The organism is Paenibacillus naphthalenovorans, from assembly GCF_900099895.1.
GTDB lineage: Bacteria > Bacillota > Bacilli > Paenibacillales > NBRC-103111 > Paenibacillus_G > Paenibacillus_G naphthalenovorans.
In genome coordinates this window covers 47,483-62,696 of the sequence record NZ_FNDY01000018.1, presented here as the reverse complement: position 1 = coordinate 62,696, position 15,214 = coordinate 47,483, and the positions used below count along the sequence as shown (strand labels likewise).

Below are 15,214 nucleotides of genomic sequence, written 5' to 3'. Positions count from 1 at the left end.
ATCGATTATCTCCAGCGTTTGCGTTCCAGCACTTGAATACTGAGCAGCACGAACACCGCAATCAGCGTAATATAGAAAAGCACGTCGGCAAAATCGAGCACGCCCTTCTGCAGGTCGAGCGTACGGCCTACAATGGAGAACATACCGAGAAAATCTTTGATTTTCCCGCCCACTGTATCCCCGAGCCATTCGATCGTCCAAAAAACGAGCAGAATCGCAAACGCGGCGATACCCGACACCATTTGGTGCGCCGTTAGTGAAGAAGCGAACAAACCGATCGCCATCATCGCCGCGCCCAGCAAAAACATGGAAAGATAGGACAGCCACAGCACCGGCAGTTCGAACGTCCCGTAAGCGCTCAAAATCAGCGGATAAATCAAGCTGCCGATGACAAGCAGCAGCTGAACGATAGCGGCCGCGGTATATTTGCCGAGTACGATTTCCGTAATACTGGCGGGAGATGTCAGCAGCAGCTCGTCCGTCCCTTGCCGCAGCTCCTCGGAAATGAGCCGCATCGTCAGCAAAGGAACGATAAACAGAAACACGAACGTGATATTTCCCACCACCGGCCGAATATCGACTACATATGGCGGATACAGGAAATTCGCGCTGAAAAAATAGCCCGTTATGAGGAAAAAGAACGCGAAAGCCGCATACGCCGTCGGCGAGTAAAAATACATCTGCAGCTCTTTTTTAGCAATCGCCCAGGTTCTACGCATCCGGGGTCACCTCCTCCGAAGCGGTTTCGCCGCCAGCCGCTCCTTCCAGCGCTTCGCTTGTTGTCAGCTTCAAGAAAATGTCCTCCAAGCTGAGGCTCTCCTTTTTCATAGATAGAATCGGATACCTGCGCTCGGCCATTCTGTAGAACAGCGCCTCGCGGATGTCCTCTTCAGCCGCTGCGGTTACGAGCACCTTCACCGTCGCATCCGGACTGTCCGCCACGGAAGACTCCGCGGCCGAATCCGCAGCATTCGATTCCGGTTTCGGCGCTTCGCCGTCCAGCTCCCTTACGCCGGCTACGCCGGGCACGCCGCGCAGTTCCTCAAGCACGGCCTCGCGCGGGCCCTTCACTTCAAGCGATACCTCGAAGGCTTCGCCCATCGTATGCGCCAGCCGTTCGGGCTGTCCATCCAGGACGATGCGGCCTTGATTGATGATTAATACACGATTGCACAGCGTATTGATTTCGGGCAATATATGCGTGCTGAGCAGCACGGTATGATTCTCGCCCAGCTCCCGGATGAGCTGGCGGATTTCGATGATTTGTTTGGGATCCAGCCCTGAAGTCGGTTCGTCCAGCACCAACAGGTCCGGTTGATGTAGGATGGCCTGCGCCAGACCGACACGCTGCTTGTACCCTTTGGACAAGCTCCGGATGACCTGCCGTTCGCGTCCCTGCAAACCGAGCCGCTCTACTACCTCGCCGATGCGGCTTTTCTGCTCCTTTGCCGGAATGCCACGCAAATCGGCGATAAACTGCAAATAAGCCCCGACCGTAAGCTCCGGATACAGCGGCGGCGTCTCAGGCAAATATCCGATCTTCTGCCGCGCTTTCTTCGGATGATCCGACATCGACAAGCCGTCAATCGTAATCGTGCCCTGCGTCGGATTCAAATAGCCTGTGATCATCCGCATGGTAGTCGTTTTACCGGCGCCGTTGGGCCCGAGGAACCCGACGATCTCTCCGCGGCTCATAGAGAAATCGATGCTTTGGACCCCTCTTTGATTTTCGTATACTTTGCTGACCTGTTTCACCTCGAGCATACCACAACCTCCCGTTATACCCACTTTTTCCACATTACAGCCATTCCCATCTTTTATACGGCTTAACCACAAACAATATACAAGCCCATGTATAATAAAACCTTAATCGAACCTGAAATCTGGATTAAAATTTTGCGTCCATGACCAGACAAAAAAACTTCAGACCCAAAAGTCCGAAGGCTTTCCTCTACAGCATCGCTCTCGTTTGCCCATTTACAATGGTTTCCCCCGAATCGTACAGCTTGGCCCCTTTGAGCCGTCCTTGAAGCCCGGTTTTGGCTTTAATGGAGGGTTCCCCTTGCTCTCCGGCTGCTTCTTGGAGTTCGGAAACAAATCCTTGATCCCCTCGCCGTCAATCGGGCCCGAATAATTCACGCCGATATTCAGCTTCCCTTCCAGCTCTTTAATCCCCAGGGCACCGAAATTGTTACTGTGATCCCATTTTTCCACGATAAGCTTCTCGATCGCAATATGCTCGATAACGACCGTCGGCTTCGCTTCTGCCGGCTTCGGATCTTCCGGCTTGGCTTGAGCCTGCTCCTGCAGCTTGCGTTCCAATTCGGCGATTCTCCTTTCCAAATGGGCATAAGGTTTGTCCTTGGGTAAAAACCCGCGATTTGATCGGGAGAATGGCCACATGAAATCACCCCGTTTCACATAGAATGGACTATAGCATGGACTAAGGTACGGTCCTATTCGCCGGTACATGTCGTTAACGGAGGATGTCCCCCGTGTTTTATCTATCAGAAACCAATTTCAGATTCGTCAAAGTGAATAAGATAGGACTAGTCAAATATGTCCGTTCAAAAGCGTTTCCGGTAAAATTTTTGGCGATTTCCAGCCATTCGAGAGATGGGACATTCCACAGTAATTATATAGTATTTTCATTTTAAAAATTAATTCCATCGAAAATGCCTCGGCGGTGAATGTAGGACAAAATTTTTTAGCGGAATGGACGAATTCGGACAAACGTTTGCAGGGCTATGGACAAAATTACGGCGATGAGGCGAGCTTCGCGGGCAACCGGCATTTCGTCGACGGCAGGGATCAGGTGGATTCACCTGCTTTGCAGCGCTCCGCACTCATTGCGCCCGGGGAGGAATACCGATGATTTTCAAACCGATGATGGTGAATTTATTAGGTTTTAAAGCCAACGTGCTGGATCGGGGGAGCAATCTCAGCTTCGGGCCCGTTCAACAAGTCGATCTGTTCTTATCCACCAAACAGAATATGGGCTTTGGCGAGGAAAACGGCGATTGGTCGCCGGCCTATGTACCGTTTAACTTAGTCTTCGATCAGGATGTGGTTGATAGCCCTTCGATTAAAATCAGCTTGGTATAAAAGGAAAAACCGCGGCACCGGCTTTATGCAAAGCCGAGGCGGCGGTTTCTATAAACAGTAAGGCTATTTCACCAGCTGCCCGCGCGTGACGCCGAGCTGGTTGGTCGATTTCAATGTTTTCCACACCTGTGTGCCGCTGATCTGGCCGCGCAGAGCGCGCTCGTACAATCCGAGCACCTCCTGCACCTTTTCGGGCGATTCCTCCAAAAACTCCACACGGTATGAAGGCACCCCCAGCTCCATGAAGTTCGCAAGGTATTCCGCACCGGATTGGTCGATCGCATTGTACACGGTGTTCCGGCAGCCTTCGTCGACGCGGACCGGATGCGAGAAGCCGACGCGGTCCTTCAGGGAAGCGCGGTGCTCCTCGCACGGCCGGCCGCAGTTCGTGTAGTCCGTACCCGGACTCAAGAACGTGCAGTAGACGCAGTGCTCCGTATGGAACATCGGCAAATGCTGATGGATGACGATCTCCAGGCGCGAAGTATCCGTACGGCGCAGCAGATCGACCATCTGCTGAATGTTCAGGTCGTAGGACGGGGTCACGCGGCTGAGCCCGGCATCCAGAAACAGCGCGGCCGTCTTATGGTTGGCGACATTCAGCGAGAAGTCGCCGATCAGTTCCGGACGGGCTTCCGATGGATGCTCGGCGAAATAGCGCATAAACCAGTAGACCGCTCCTGTATTGCGAACCAATACCGCATCGGGTTTCAGGTTCAGGATGTTCTTGAAATAGCCCGTTTCACCAGGCATATGAATGCGCGGCGTCGCAAGCGCGATGCGCTTGCCCGCGGCGCGGGCGGCCTCCACGGCGGCAGGAAACTGCTTGATAAACTCGAAATCGGCATAGATTAGCTCGACGTTCATCGCGCAGGCCGCCTGCACCTGGTCGAGGCTGCGGCAGAGCGCCGTCAGCCGCGCCCGGGCCTGTCCGCCGACAGGCGTGGCGGGAGCAGCCGGCTGCACAGGCGTATCGCCGTATACATCCACGCTGCGCTTGATGTAAGCCCGAGGGCGCTCACGCCACTCCTGCAGCAGCTCCACTGCCCGGCGGCGCATCTGGTTCAGCTCGCGCATCGGTACGATCAAATCCCCGCCAAGATGAACCTCAAGCCCGTCGAGCTTGTAAATCGTTCCGCCCAGCCGTCCGAACTGCTCGCGGAACAGTTCGACCGTCATCGGCCTCTTCTCGGCGGGAGCCAGCGGCAGCTCCGACTCTACGACTACGGTATGATTGGCCGTCACGTCCGTCCATACGCTCTTCAGCGGCTGACCTGCGGCTCCGATCACCTTCACGTTAACCGGGAACACACGGTAAGGCTTGTCCGTCTCGAACGACTGGCGCATTCTTTTGTCCAGATGCGGGTCGTTGGTCTTCCAAATCCGGTCGCCGACATGCACGCGGCTCAGATCGACGTCGCTGCGGCCCGGCACGATTTCAACAAGACCGCCCTGCGCTTCGCCCTCCAGCTTTACGCCCTTTCGGCGCAGGTCGTATACGCGGCCGCCCTCTTCCTTCTTGGTCGGATCCCCCGCGTCAAAGCAAATGCCGTCGCCCCGCTTCAGCGGCGCCTCCAGCTCGCACAGCACACCGTCCCTCAGCACCTGCTTCACGCGTCCCAGGTAAACGCCGCGGCTTTTGGGGTATGTGCCCTCCACCAGCTGCTTGTTGTTCGTTCCTTTCAGGAAGCCGTGCGTAAACCCGCGCGAGAAGCTTTGCTCAAGCTCCCTAAGCTCTTCTTTGGTCGGCTTCGGGTTCTCTCCGTCGAAGTAACGGTCAATCGCCTTGCGGTATTTCGAAACCACATTGGCCACGTACTCCGGGCTTTTCAACCGCCCTTCGATTTTAAAAGAGGTTACGCCCGCTTCAATCAGCTCCGGCACCAGCTCGATCGCCGCCAAATCCTTCGGGGATAACAGATAGGCCACATCCCCCATCGGCTTATGCTCCCCGTCCACCATCAGATCGTACGGAAGCCGGCAGGCTTGGGCGCATTCGCCGCGGTTGGCCGAACGGCCGCCCCACATCTCCGAGGTCAGGCATTGTCCTGAATAAGACACGCAGAGCGCCCCGTGCACAAATACTTCCATCGGAAGCTTGGCCTGCTCGCCGATCTGCCTGATCTGCTTCAGGTTGTTTTCACGCCCCAGCACTACCCGTTCGATATCAAACGGCTTCGTGAATTCCACCGCCTCCGGCGAGGTAATCGTCATCTGCGTCGAGCCGTGAATCGGGAAGTCCGGCGACAGCTCGCGAATCATCCGCACAAGACCCAAGTCCTGTACGATCACCGCATCTACGCCGGCATCGATACAGGCTTCGATCAGCGACTTGGCATCCTCCAGTTCCTCTTCAAATACCAGGATATTGAACGTCAAAAAGCCCTTAACCCCGTAACGGTGCAAAAAGGACATAATGTCCGGCAGCTCGTCCGTATGAAAATTATTCGCCCGGGCCCGGGCATTGAATTTTTCTACGCCGAAAAAGACGGCGTCGGCCCCGTTCGCCACCGCCGCTCGCATACAGTCCCAATCCCCCGCGGGAGCAAGCAGCTCTATATCTGATTTGCGTATTTCGCTCATGGAAATAGTAACCTCCGAATAAAAAATACCTTAACTGTTCTAGTGTAACAGAAACCGACCCAAGGATAAACGGTACCTCCATCCAGTCCAGGCCAAAGCCCCTTTGCGTTCAATCCACCTTGAAAGGCTTTTCGGGCGACGCTTCATCTTATAAGGGCGGGCGACCCCGGTTCCGGCCCGGTTGCCGTTATGATCGCGGGAGCCCCGCAGACTCGGCCGGAAGCCGGACCGGACCGGAGGTCAAAAGTTAACAAAGCCCGCCATCCATGCTATAATGTCAGGGTAATGCAACCCAAAGGTAATAGAGGGATGACTTTGAATCGAATCCACCGGCGCAGCGCCGTTGTCGCCTTGCTCGGATTACTGGCGGTGATATTGGCGCTCGTTCTGTTCATGCCCGACAAGGAGCTCAAGGTACGCATGCTGTACGCCACGCAAGGCGACGCTTACGATACCGCCGCTTACGGGCATTTGCGGCAAACGCTAGTCGTTGGCCTGGAGCTGGACCGCTTGTCTTTGGACAAGCTGAGCGCACGACAGCTCCGATCGTACGATACGATAATGTTAGACCCGGCCCTGCACGGAACGTTAACCGATCCGCAGCGCAAGCTGCTGGTCGATTATGTCGAGGCGGGCGGACATTTGTTCCTTGAAAATCCATTTGCCGACGATTTTGAGCCCGCTTTCCTGGGGGCCAAGGAAATTGTGGATGTGAAGGTGCCTGAGCGCAGTGCGCTTCCTGTCAGCGCCGGCGCATCACTTTGGTCATACCCGGACACGGACACTAACCTGCAGGGCGTTCAGCAGCTGCTGCGGTCGTTTGCGGATACCTTCTTCCGGCATGATACGGAAGGCAGTTTGAGCCGGTTCTCATGGGGCAAAGGCATTATTCCTTCCACCGCGGAAACGCTGGTCTCGATGAACGGGGCTTCCTTATACACGGTGAACCGGTACGGACGGGGCACCGTCTTTTTTTGCGGTACTTTGCTGCCGAACCGCTATTATATCACGGGCTATGATCTGACCGGCGGCATGGATCCCAAGCTGGGCTTTGAGCAGCTCGCCGCGGAGACGAACGCGGCTAAGAAAGAACGTCCCGGCGCGTTGTATTTTGACCGGAGCCAGCTGCCGCTCGAGCCGTATTTTCACTTCACGTTCGCGGCCGGAAGCCATCTGCTGCGCAGCGAATATGCCGCCTTCATCTCTAAAGTAAAGCTCGGCTACAGCGTAAAGAAGACGCTGGGCCCTTACGGAAGACCGGCCATGGCGTATCAAAATCATTTTGAGGCGATGGAAGCGATTCGTGACGGCGAGGGCATCCAGTGGGCTGAACTGCTGCGCAAGTACAACCAGATTCCTTCCTTCTCGCTCGTCCGCTCCGCGTTCACTTGGGGGCGGTGGCAGGAATCCGTGGTCGTCCACCTGAACACGGGCACGAATGAGAAGCCTGCGTTCGCCGGGGAGACGCCGAATTCGTTTTACTCCAGCGGCAACCGGCTTATGGGCGAGGAAGGCCCGATCCGATTGGCCGCTTATCCGGAGTACCGTTCGCTGGGGGACCCGATTACGCTGCCTTACCGCGCGGTTCCGGCGCTGGCCGATGTGGACGGCGACGGTAACGTCGATCTCGTTGTCGGCTCGGCCGACGGCAGCGTATACGTGTACCCGGGAACAGGGGCTGCAGGCGACGCCTATGCCGGCCAGCAGCTGCCGGAGGGCATGAAAGCGCCCGCGGCCTTCGGGAAGCGGGCGCCCGTGCGGCTCGAGAACGGAGAGCCGCTGAAAGTCGGGTCGTACGCCAGCGTCGCGGCGGCCGACCTGAATGCCGACGGCCGGCCGGATCTGCTGATCGGCCGGCCGGACGGCACGCTCGCCGCCGCCTACGGCAGAGCCGGCGGCGTGTTCACGGCGCCCGCCGCGCTGCTGGCAGGCGGGCAGCCTGTGCGTGCCGCCGCGCCGCTGGCGGCGGCTGTGGGCGACGTCACCGGAGACGCCGTCCCCGACCTTGTGGTCGGGGACGGCGACGGCCGGGTGACGCTGTACCGCGGCGAGCGGGGCGCCGGCGGCGCGCTCGCCTTTGCTGCGGGCGCGGTGCAGTTCAAGCTGCCCGCGCCGTTTGCGGCGCCGTCCATCCGCGACATGGACGGGGACGGCAGGGCCGACCTCGTCGTCGGCGGTCTGGAAGGCGACCTGCGCGTATACTTGCAGCGGGGATCGGAGCCGGGCGCTATCACCTGGCTCGATCACGGCGTTATGGAGGCCGCCTCGACGAACCAGCTCGGCAGCCGCGCCCTGGTCGGAGGACACAGCTCCGTTCCACTCTGGTATGACTTGAACGCCGACGGACGGGACGATCTCATTGTCGGACAATTGGAATTCGGCATGCCGTCGACGATTGACGACCCGAAATTTCCTTACGCCGACCAGCTAAACGAATTTATTCAATACAGCAAGAAGCATCATTTGGAATTGTATCCTCACATTTTCGTGCACAACTTTACAAGCGACGCTCAGGAGAAGCAGGAGATCGCCCTGCACCAGCAGGCGTTCGACAAGCTGGGCATTCCTTGGGGGCTGACGGGCACAAATCAGCATACCTGGCGCATAAATCATCCCGACCGCACACAGACGCTGCGCAACGAACGGGAAGCGGGGATTTGGTTTAACTTTGGCTTCAAGCCCTCCTACGCGAAGAATGACCCGAGGCTGGGCGTCGAGTATAACTGGGGATTGCCGTTTTTGATGACGAACGCGGCGGGCGAACCGGAGCTGAAGCAGCCGATGATGCTGTATACCCCGGCGCCGGTGCTGCGCACCGACCCGCAGTACTCGACGAAGGATTTGTTCGAAGCCTATGCGGCCATGGATTTGCCGATCGATTATTTCGAGCATATCGAGTACCATTTTCCGGTGCGTGTTCCGGAGCTCTTGGAATTTGTCCGCTACCTGGACGGGCTGCGCAATGATTACAGCTATAACTTTATGACTGAAACGCAAATGGCCCGGTCCTTCCTTAACGCCATGACGACCCGCGTTAAGCTTGAGCGGCCATGGCGCGAGGTCATCGCGGACCGGCTGAAGAAGATGCTCGGCATGCAGGTCGAGCCCGGCTTCCGTGTGAAGCCGGACACCGGCGAAGTACCCGAGCATGCGGCCGAATATACCGGCACGCTCGGCCTTGCGGTCGAGCTTGGGCAGCCTTACGCAGACAAGCAAGCGGTCACCGATGCCGATGTGCACGACACACGGGAAGGCAAGCTCTATTTCGGAGCGCCCCAAACGACCAATGTCCGCTTTGTGACGAAGGAGCGCGCAAGCGCCCTTGAAGCCGAGCTTCACCTGCTTCGTTCGAACGTACCGTATGAGCTGGAAACATCCGGCGAACGCCGGATGTTGAAGCTGAACGCGCCGGGCATGCAGCAGATTCGCCTGCGCAGCACTCAGCCGTTGACCATCTCGGGTCCAGAGCTGAAAGTAGACCGGGATGAAGCAGGCATGATCTATACCGTCACCCATTTCGGCGACCCGGTTGCCATTGAAATCTCTTACGGGCGCTAGGCGCCCGTTCCACGTTATTCCATATCAATCAAGGAGGCTTTATCCATGCAGGATGTGTTAGAGCAGTTAGAAGCGCACATAAGGAGCCGCTACGAAATTGAAGACGACGACGAGGACTTCACGGTGGACGTCCACCTGTTCGATTATGGTTATATCGACTCCTTCGGAGCTACCGCTTTGATCGCGCATATCGAGCAAACGTATGGGATTCAGGTAACCAACCAGGATTTGATGATGTACCCGCTGAATACCGTTCGCGAAATCGCTGCATTTATCCAGAACAAGAAGGGGAATTAAGAACAATGGAGTGTATAGTATCTCTGGAGCATCTTGCCCCCAGCCAGCATGGACAATTAAAATACGCAGCCGCCTTCATCGACGAAACGATCAGCGACATCCGGATTGAATCGGGCCGGATTCATATCGTTCACGAATCGCCCAAAGGCAATGCAGCCATCGAAGAACGGGTGCATAAGCTCATCGACCGGTTCTCCCAAGGCGACTTCGGCTTTAAGGAGAACATCCTGTTCGAGCACAAAGCCGACACCCCTTACGAGGGAGATATTATCGCCGAGCTTGTCGATCGAAAAATCATCAAGGTGCTGGAGCCGGGGCTGTTCATTTTCCGCGAGCCGTTCTCCAGCCTGATGCGTTTTTTCGATTACAGCTTTATGACCAAAGTGGCCGGCCGCTTCGACGGTGTAAAGGAAGAGCATTACCCAGCCGTCATTCACAGTGAGACGCTGAACAAAACGAACCATTTCACCTCGTTTCCGGAACACATTCATTTTCTCACGCATCTGCGCGAGGATTTGGATATCATCGAATCGTTCTCGCAGTCGATCCGCGACGCGGGCGGCTGGAAGCAGGACCAAAAGCTCGATTTGAACGCCACGATGCCGACGCCGAAGTTTACGATGAATCCGTCCACCTGCTATCACTGCTATGAAGGATTGCAGAACGAAACGCTGGAAGGCGACGGTTTGATCGTGGCGGCCATCTCGAAATGCCACCGCTTCGAATCGCGCAACCACAGCGATTTCGGACGGCTGCTCGACTTCAGCATGCGCGAGATCATCTTTGTAGGAAAGCCTGATTTCGTGAAGGAAAACCGCCTTCGCGCGATCGAATACCTCAAGGAGCTGGCCGTGGAGTGGAACGTGGACAGCGTGCTGGAGATCGCCAATGATCCGTTCTTCACGAACGATTTCCAGGTAAAGGCTTCCTTCCAACGCAATCAGGAGATGAAATACGAGCTTCGCCTGACGATACCGAATCTTAAAAAATCGATTGCCTGCAGCTCGGTGAATTTCCACAGCAATACATTCGGCAACGCCTTTAACATCAAGTTCGGCAAGCGCAACGCCGTAACCGGCTGCGTCGGATTCGGCATCGAGCGCTGGACCTTTGCGTTTCTGGCACAGTACGGACTGGACGAAGCCAAGTGGCCTGCCTCGTTCCGCGAGCAGTATCACGCCTGGCAGCAGAAATCGCTATAATCCAGCGCCGGTCGATTCCATACCGGAACAACGGCTATGGCCTTACCGGCCTGCCTCATTCTTTTACAAAGTGTGGTTTAAGCCATATGATCGCTTTTATCCGTAAAAACAGCTTTGTGCTGCTTCTCTTGGCCGCTTTCGTGCTGTCGGACGCTCTCATCAGCTGGTGGGACCCGATGGCATCGTCGCGGCGTTTTTATAAAAACGATTTTACAAAGACGCTTTATCATCATGACTGGGTAAACCACGGTCCTGTATTCTACGGCAATTCGGCGGTGACGGGGGCTTATATCGAATCCGAATCGAAATCCGGGCTGGTCGAGATGGGGCTCTCCTACGGAAAACTGACGGATCTGAAGGCGATTCTGGAGCGGCAGCTTTACCATGTGGAAGATCAGCTCGTCATCGGTATTGATGTCCATACGATGATCGACAGCCTCGAAACCGATCCTACTTACCAGTGGTTTAAGCCGTGGTACCAGCCTTACGTCTACGCGTACCGCGATTATTTTCGCGATTCCGGCACGGAGTTCGTCCGCCAGCTGTACAAAGGCACGGTCGAGCTGAACCGCTCCGAGCTGTTCGCCTACCAGCCGCGCTGGATTGACAAACAGCTTTACTTCGGTCGACTGTCCGATGAAGAACTCCGTACAAAGTGGAACGACTATGAACGCCGATTCGGCTGGATGTCCCGGCATGATTATAAAGACAACCTGCAGGCGCTGGATTGGATCATCGATTACTGTAAAGAAAATCGGCTGCCGCTTCGGGTCGTTTGGATGCCGTGGAATCCGGATTATCCGCTTCCCGCCTATATGCACGGACTGCAGGAAGAGGTGAATGCCCGTCTGAATGCTGCGGGCGTACCTGTCCTTGATGCGCTGCTGACATACGATCCAAAATATTTTCATGATCTCGTTCATTTGAGCCGCCAGGAGGGGGCTCCCGTGTTTACGAAGGAGGTGGACGCATGGCTCGATTCGCTCGCAAACTCCTCGAAGTGATCGTGTATCTCGCCATGCTCATCACGGTGCTCATTTATTTTACCGGCAAAGGGCTGTTCATTTACGAAGGGTTCTGATTTTGGAGGCGTCAGGTTATGTGGTATTTGAATATGAACGCGGTCATGGCCTTGACCGGCATGGTACTTGTGCTCGTTCTTACCCGCCGCTGGCCGAGCAATAAGCGCTATCTGCTGCTCGCGTTCAATTTGTGCTTTTTGCTGCTGTTCAGTGAAAAGCTGTTCTTCTTCTATTTGGCCTATACATCGCTGAATTACATGGCCTTCCTGTTTCTGTGCCAAACCCGACACTTCCGCAAGGGCTGGTTTATTACGCTGATCGGTGCCAATGTGGCGGCGGTGTCCACACTGCGGCTGTTCGGCATGGAGGTGTTCACGAACCCGCTTTTTGACGCGGTCATGCTGCTCGGCTTGATTTACAATGTCCTGAAGGTCATCGACGCGCTCTATTTCGCCTATTTCTTCGGAAAAGACGCCCGTACGCCGGTTTTGGACTATTTTAACTATATTTTATTTATTCCTACCTTTACGTCCGGCCCGATTCTAAAATTCCGCGACTTTATGGCCGACACGAAACAGCCATACCAATTGAACGCTGCGCAGACCGAACAGGCCATCAAACGGATCATTCTGGGCATGTTCAAAAAGATCGTGCTCGTCACCTGGATGACGGACGTGTTCAATCAGGTTTCCCAGCAGCCGGATCTGCATACCCACCAGTCGCTCTTTCTGATGGTCTGGTTTTACGTGCTGATCTTCTTTGATTTCTCCGGCTATTCGGATATTGCGGTCGGTTTCGGGCGGCTCATGGGCTACAACATCCCGGAAAACTTCAAGAAGCCGTTCTCTTCTCCTACTTTGACGCAGTATTGGCGCAACTGGCACGCCACGCTCGGCGATTGGTTCCGCGACCATATCTTTATCTTCTTCTCCCGGCAGGCACCCACCAAATGGACCGCAGCGGGCTTATCCGTCCTGATCATGGTGCTGATCGGCTTATGGCACGGATTCAGCTGGCTGTATCTGCTTTGGGGCATGTATCACGGTGTGCTGCTTGCACTGGAGAATCTGCTTGGAAAATCTACGGTCAACAAGAAAAAGGTATCCCGCACTTACTTCTACGCCCGCTGCGCTTTGACGCAATTGTTCGTTACAGCGGCCGTTATCGTATACAGCGGTCACGAAGAAACCGTGCTACACATTTATCGCGGCCTCATGAATTGGCCCTTCTGAATGTGATAAAGCAGCGTCCCGATCCTACGGGCGCTGCTTCTTTGTTTAAGCTCATTCGTTTTCAGCTGGCATCCGATTGCTGCAAAGATCTGTCCTCTTCCGGATTCTGCGCCGAAACGGCCGAGCATTGCAACTGATTCCCCGTCGAAGAGATAAAGACATCGCCAATGTACTGGTACACATGGTTTCCGTCTTTTTTGTACACATTCACGCTACCGTTTTTCACATTAATGTTCAATGAAATCTGATCGGGCAGTTCTACCAGACAGTGAGACTTTTTGAAGCTGTTTGGAAAGCGAAGCCATGTCCCGGCGACCGTTTCAACGATTTGGGTGTCTTTGTTCATCTCTCAGATCAGCCCTTTCATTCCAGTTATCCAAACCACTGTTTTTCATGAAACAATATTTATATTAAACTACGCCGGGTGCAAAAAAACAGGAACGCTGTAAATTTTTTTGTCGAATTGCATTTTATTCCACATATGATGTCCATTGTGAACCTTTTTACGCTAACCGATAAACTTTTACTTCCTAAACTAAAAAAGTTTGCGTTGCCTGGATTCAATGATATAATTTGGATGGAACGTTATGTTGTACACGCGTTCATTTCCAATATTTTTCGGAGGTGTCCCATGAAATTAGGCGTTTTTACGGTATTGTTCCAACAAAAGCCTCTGGAAGAGGCTCTGGATTACATCGCAGCCCAAGGCCTTGAGGCTGTAGAGCTCGGTACGGGAGGCTATCCCGGTAACGCTCACTGCAATCCTGACGTGCTGCTGAATGACGAAAGCAAGTTAAAGGAATTCAAAAAAGCGGTGGAATCCCGCGGACTCATCATTAGCGCTTTAAGCTGCCATGCGAATCCTTTACATCCGCAAAAAGCGATTTCCAAGGCCGACCATGAAGCGATCCTCAAGACCGTCGATCTCGCGCAAAAACTGGAGGTTCCCGTTGTCAATACATTTTCCGGGTGCCCTGGAGATTCCGAGGACGCCAAGTATCCGAATTGGCCTGTTGCTCCATGGCCGCCGGATTATCAAGAAATTTTGGACTGGCAGTGGACCAATAAGGTCATTCCGTACTGGACCGAAACCGGTAAGTACGCAGCCGACCGCGGCGTCAAGTTCGGTCTGGAGCTTCACGGCGGATTCTCCGTTCATACCCCGGCAACCCTGCTTCGTCTCCGCGAAGCGGCAGGGGAGGTCATCGGCGCGAACCTTGACCCGAGCCATATGTGGTGGCAAGGCATCGATCCCGTGCAAGCGGTTCAAATTCTCGGACGTGCCGGTGCCATTCACCATTTCCATGCCAAGGACACAACCATTGACCCGATCAACGTCAACCGCTACGGTGTAACCGATATGCAGCCATACACAAATATGCTGGACCGTGCTTGGCAGTTCCGTACCGTTGGTTACGGACACGACATCAAGACTTGGGCGGATATCATCAGCGCGCTGCGTCTCACGGGCTACGATTACGTGGTCAGCATTGAGCACGAAGACGGACTCATGTCGATCGAAGAAGGCTTCACCAAAGCCGTTCAAAATCTGCAGCAAGTGCTGATTAAAGAGCCGCTCGGCGAGATGTGGTGGGTATAACATAGGCTAAAATCACTAAGAGGTGCGGCTTGGCCTGCAGCAGGCGGAGACCGCATCTTATTTTTTGATGTACGGAAAGTTTCGAACAACAAAAAAAACAGTGCCTGAGCACTGCCTTTGATACGTCTCTATTTATGTTTGTGAAACGTATACTTACAATTTACCCAACCAACCCATCACCATGACAACGTCCAAAGTTAAAAAAACCAACAAGCTTACGATCGTAAAACCAATGGCAAAAGGATTCTTCTTAGGTGCAGCCAGCAGACGTACCAAGCCAATGGCGATAATAATCGTAAACAAAATTACGAATGGATCGAATCCGGTAAATTTGCTTGCTGTAGCTGCTGCCTCTTCAGCCAAAAACATGGAGAGACCTCCTTCAATATACAAAAATGCTTAGTTTCTATCTTATCTTGACTCGTCCGGATGTGCAAGCGATTTTATCCGCAGAGCGTTTTGCAAAAGGCATAAAACCTCAAATGTAACAAGATTGTCAACTTTTCACCGGTAAATTCCAACTCCAATTTCGTTAAAACCATCTGTTCACCGGTTGTATGCCGGAGACATTGACGTGCCGCCCCAAAAGGGGCAAATGCGGCCGTGATTTCTTGA

The 15,214-nt window shown here is 54.5% G+C and carries 14 protein-coding genes; 8 read left to right on the top strand and 6 right to left on the bottom strand.

Annotation, left to right across the window (positions count from 1 at the left end):
* Positions 1–5: 5 nt before the first annotated feature.
* From BLT35_RS16800 to BLT35_RS16790, 3 genes are all read right to left on the bottom strand, one after another.
* Positions 6–719: an ABC transporter permease subunit gene (locus BLT35_RS16800; protein WP_054819884.1), complete on the bottom strand. Its 714-nt coding sequence runs from the start codon at positions 717–719 to the stop codon at positions 6–8.
* Positions 712–1,764 carry an ABC transporter ATP-binding protein gene (locus tag BLT35_RS16795; protein ID WP_074729042.1) on the bottom strand — a complete coding sequence of 351 codons (1,053 nt, stop codon included), beginning with the start codon at positions 1,762–1,764 and terminating at the stop codon, positions 712–714. The genes BLT35_RS16800 and BLT35_RS16795 overlap by 8 nt, the downstream gene beginning before the upstream one ends.
* 213 nt (positions 1,765–1,977) lie before the next feature.
* Positions 1,978–2,322, bottom strand: coding sequence for a hypothetical protein (locus BLT35_RS16790; protein ID WP_054819883.1), 345 nt, complete (start codon positions 2,320–2,322; stop codon positions 1,978–1,980).
* A gap of 328 nt (positions 2,323–2,650) precedes the next feature.
* Here BLT35_RS16790 and BLT35_RS16785 point away from each other — a divergent pair, with 328 nt between their 5' ends.
* Both BLT35_RS16785 and BLT35_RS16780 read left to right on the top strand, forming a co-directional pair.
* Positions 2,651–2,875, top strand: a complete 225-nt coding sequence (locus tag BLT35_RS16785; RefSeq protein WP_074729040.1) for a hypothetical protein — start codon at positions 2,651–2,653, stop codon at positions 2,873–2,875.
* Complete coding sequence (locus BLT35_RS16780; protein ID WP_074729038.1) at positions 2,872–3,105, top strand: hypothetical protein; 234 nt, start codon at positions 2,872–2,874, stop codon at positions 3,103–3,105. Before BLT35_RS16785 ends, BLT35_RS16780 begins: the two co-directional genes overlap by 4 nt.
* A 63-nt stretch (positions 3,106–3,168) precedes the next feature.
* On the opposite strand, the gene BLT35_RS16775 is transcribed toward BLT35_RS16780, so the two are convergent.
* Positions 3,169–5,688 carry a U32 family peptidase gene (locus tag BLT35_RS16775; protein WP_062410103.1) on the bottom strand — a complete coding sequence of 840 codons (2,520 nt, stop codon included), beginning with the start codon at positions 5,686–5,688 and terminating at the stop codon, positions 3,169–3,171.
* A gap of 309 nt (positions 5,689–5,997) precedes the next feature.
* On the opposite strand from BLT35_RS16775, the gene BLT35_RS16770 reads away from it, so the two are divergent.
* The 5 genes from BLT35_RS16770 to BLT35_RS16750 all read left to right on the top strand — a co-directional run bounded on the left by BLT35_RS16770 (position 5,998) and on the right by BLT35_RS16750 (position 12,999).
* Entirely contained in the window at positions 5,998–9,246 is a 3,249-nt protein-coding gene (locus tag BLT35_RS16770) for an FG-GAP repeat domain-containing protein (RefSeq protein ID WP_083351320.1), read from the top strand.
* Positions 9,247–9,291: 45 nt separating this feature from the next.
* Positions 9,292–9,543 carry an acyl carrier protein gene (locus BLT35_RS16765; protein ID WP_054820280.1) on the top strand — a complete coding sequence of 84 codons (252 nt, stop codon included), beginning with the start codon at positions 9,292–9,294 and terminating at the stop codon, positions 9,541–9,543.
* Between the two features lie 5 nt (positions 9,544–9,548).
* Positions 9,549–10,745, top strand: a complete 1,197-nt coding sequence (locus BLT35_RS16760) for a class-II aminoacyl-tRNA synthetase family protein (RefSeq protein ID WP_074729036.1) — start codon at positions 9,549–9,551, stop codon at positions 10,743–10,745.
* 86 nt (positions 10,746–10,831) lie between these two features.
* Positions 10,832–11,749, top strand: coding sequence for a hypothetical protein (locus tag BLT35_RS16755; RefSeq protein ID WP_062410106.1), 918 nt, complete (start codon positions 10,832–10,834; stop codon positions 11,747–11,749).
* Positions 11,750–11,844: 95 nt separating this feature from the next.
* Positions 11,845–12,999 carry an MBOAT family O-acyltransferase gene (locus BLT35_RS16750; protein WP_074729034.1) on the top strand — a complete coding sequence of 385 codons (1,155 nt, stop codon included), beginning with the start codon at positions 11,845–11,847 and terminating at the stop codon, positions 12,997–12,999.
* Positions 13,000–13,060: 61 nt separating this feature from the next.
* Here the strand turns inward: BLT35_RS16750 and BLT35_RS16745 are convergent, their stop codons facing one another.
* Entirely contained in the window at positions 13,061–13,345 is a 285-nt protein-coding gene (locus BLT35_RS16745) for a hypothetical protein (RefSeq protein WP_054820281.1), read from the bottom strand.
* A gap of 285 nt (positions 13,346–13,630) precedes the next feature.
* On the opposite strand from BLT35_RS16745, the gene BLT35_RS16740 reads away from it, so the two are divergent.
* Positions 13,631–14,599 carry a sugar phosphate isomerase/epimerase family protein gene (locus tag BLT35_RS16740; protein WP_062410108.1) on the top strand — a complete coding sequence of 323 codons (969 nt, stop codon included), beginning with the start codon at positions 13,631–13,633 and terminating at the stop codon, positions 14,597–14,599.
* 153 nt (positions 14,600–14,752) lie between these two features.
* Here the strand turns inward: BLT35_RS16740 and BLT35_RS16735 are convergent, their stop codons facing one another.
* On the bottom strand, positions 14,753–14,968 hold the full coding sequence (locus BLT35_RS16735) for a hypothetical protein (protein ID WP_062410109.1): 216 nt from the start codon (positions 14,966–14,968) through the stop codon (positions 14,753–14,755).
* Positions 14,969–15,214: the final 246 nt, after the last annotated feature.

What these genes read in the sequence shown, in the direction of transcription:
- BLT35_RS16755 (WP_062410106.1), top strand. Translation starts at nt 10,832, where the DNA reads ATGATCGCTTTTATCCGTAAAAACAGCTTTGTGCTGCTTCTCTTGGCC.
- BLT35_RS16775 (WP_062410103.1), bottom strand. Translation starts at nt 5,688, where the DNA reads ATGAGCGAAATACGCAAATCAGATATAGAGCTGCTTGCTCCCGCGGGG.
- BLT35_RS16795 (WP_074729042.1), bottom strand. Translation starts at nt 1,764, where the DNA reads ATGCTCGAGGTGAAACAGGTCAGCAAAGTATACGAAAATCAAAGAGGG.
- BLT35_RS16735 (WP_062410109.1), bottom strand. Translation starts at nt 14,968, where the DNA reads ATGTTTTTGGCTGAAGAGGCAGCAGCTACAGCAAGCAAATTTACCGGA.
- BLT35_RS16760 (WP_074729036.1), top strand. Translation starts at nt 9,549, where the DNA reads ATGGAGTGTATAGTATCTCTGGAGCATCTTGCCCCCAGCCAGCATGGA.
- BLT35_RS16740 (WP_062410108.1), top strand. Translation starts at nt 13,631, where the DNA reads ATGAAATTAGGCGTTTTTACGGTATTGTTCCAACAAAAGCCTCTGGAA.
- BLT35_RS16745 (WP_054820281.1), bottom strand. Translation starts at nt 13,345, where the DNA reads ATGAACAAAGACACCCAAATCGTTGAAACGGTCGCCGGGACATGGCTT.
- BLT35_RS16800 (WP_054819884.1), bottom strand. Translation starts at nt 719, where the DNA reads ATGCGTAGAACCTGGGCGATTGCTAAAAAAGAGCTGCAGATGTATTTT.
- BLT35_RS16770 (WP_083351320.1), top strand. Translation starts at nt 5,998, where the DNA reads ATGACTTTGAATCGAATCCACCGGCGCAGCGCCGTTGTCGCCTTGCTC.
- BLT35_RS16765 (WP_054820280.1), top strand. Translation starts at nt 9,292, where the DNA reads ATGCAGGATGTGTTAGAGCAGTTAGAAGCGCACATAAGGAGCCGCTAC.
- BLT35_RS16750 (WP_074729034.1), top strand. Translation starts at nt 11,845, where the DNA reads ATGTGGTATTTGAATATGAACGCGGTCATGGCCTTGACCGGCATGGTA.
- BLT35_RS16780 (WP_074729038.1), top strand. Translation starts at nt 2,872, where the DNA reads ATGATTTTCAAACCGATGATGGTGAATTTATTAGGTTTTAAAGCCAAC.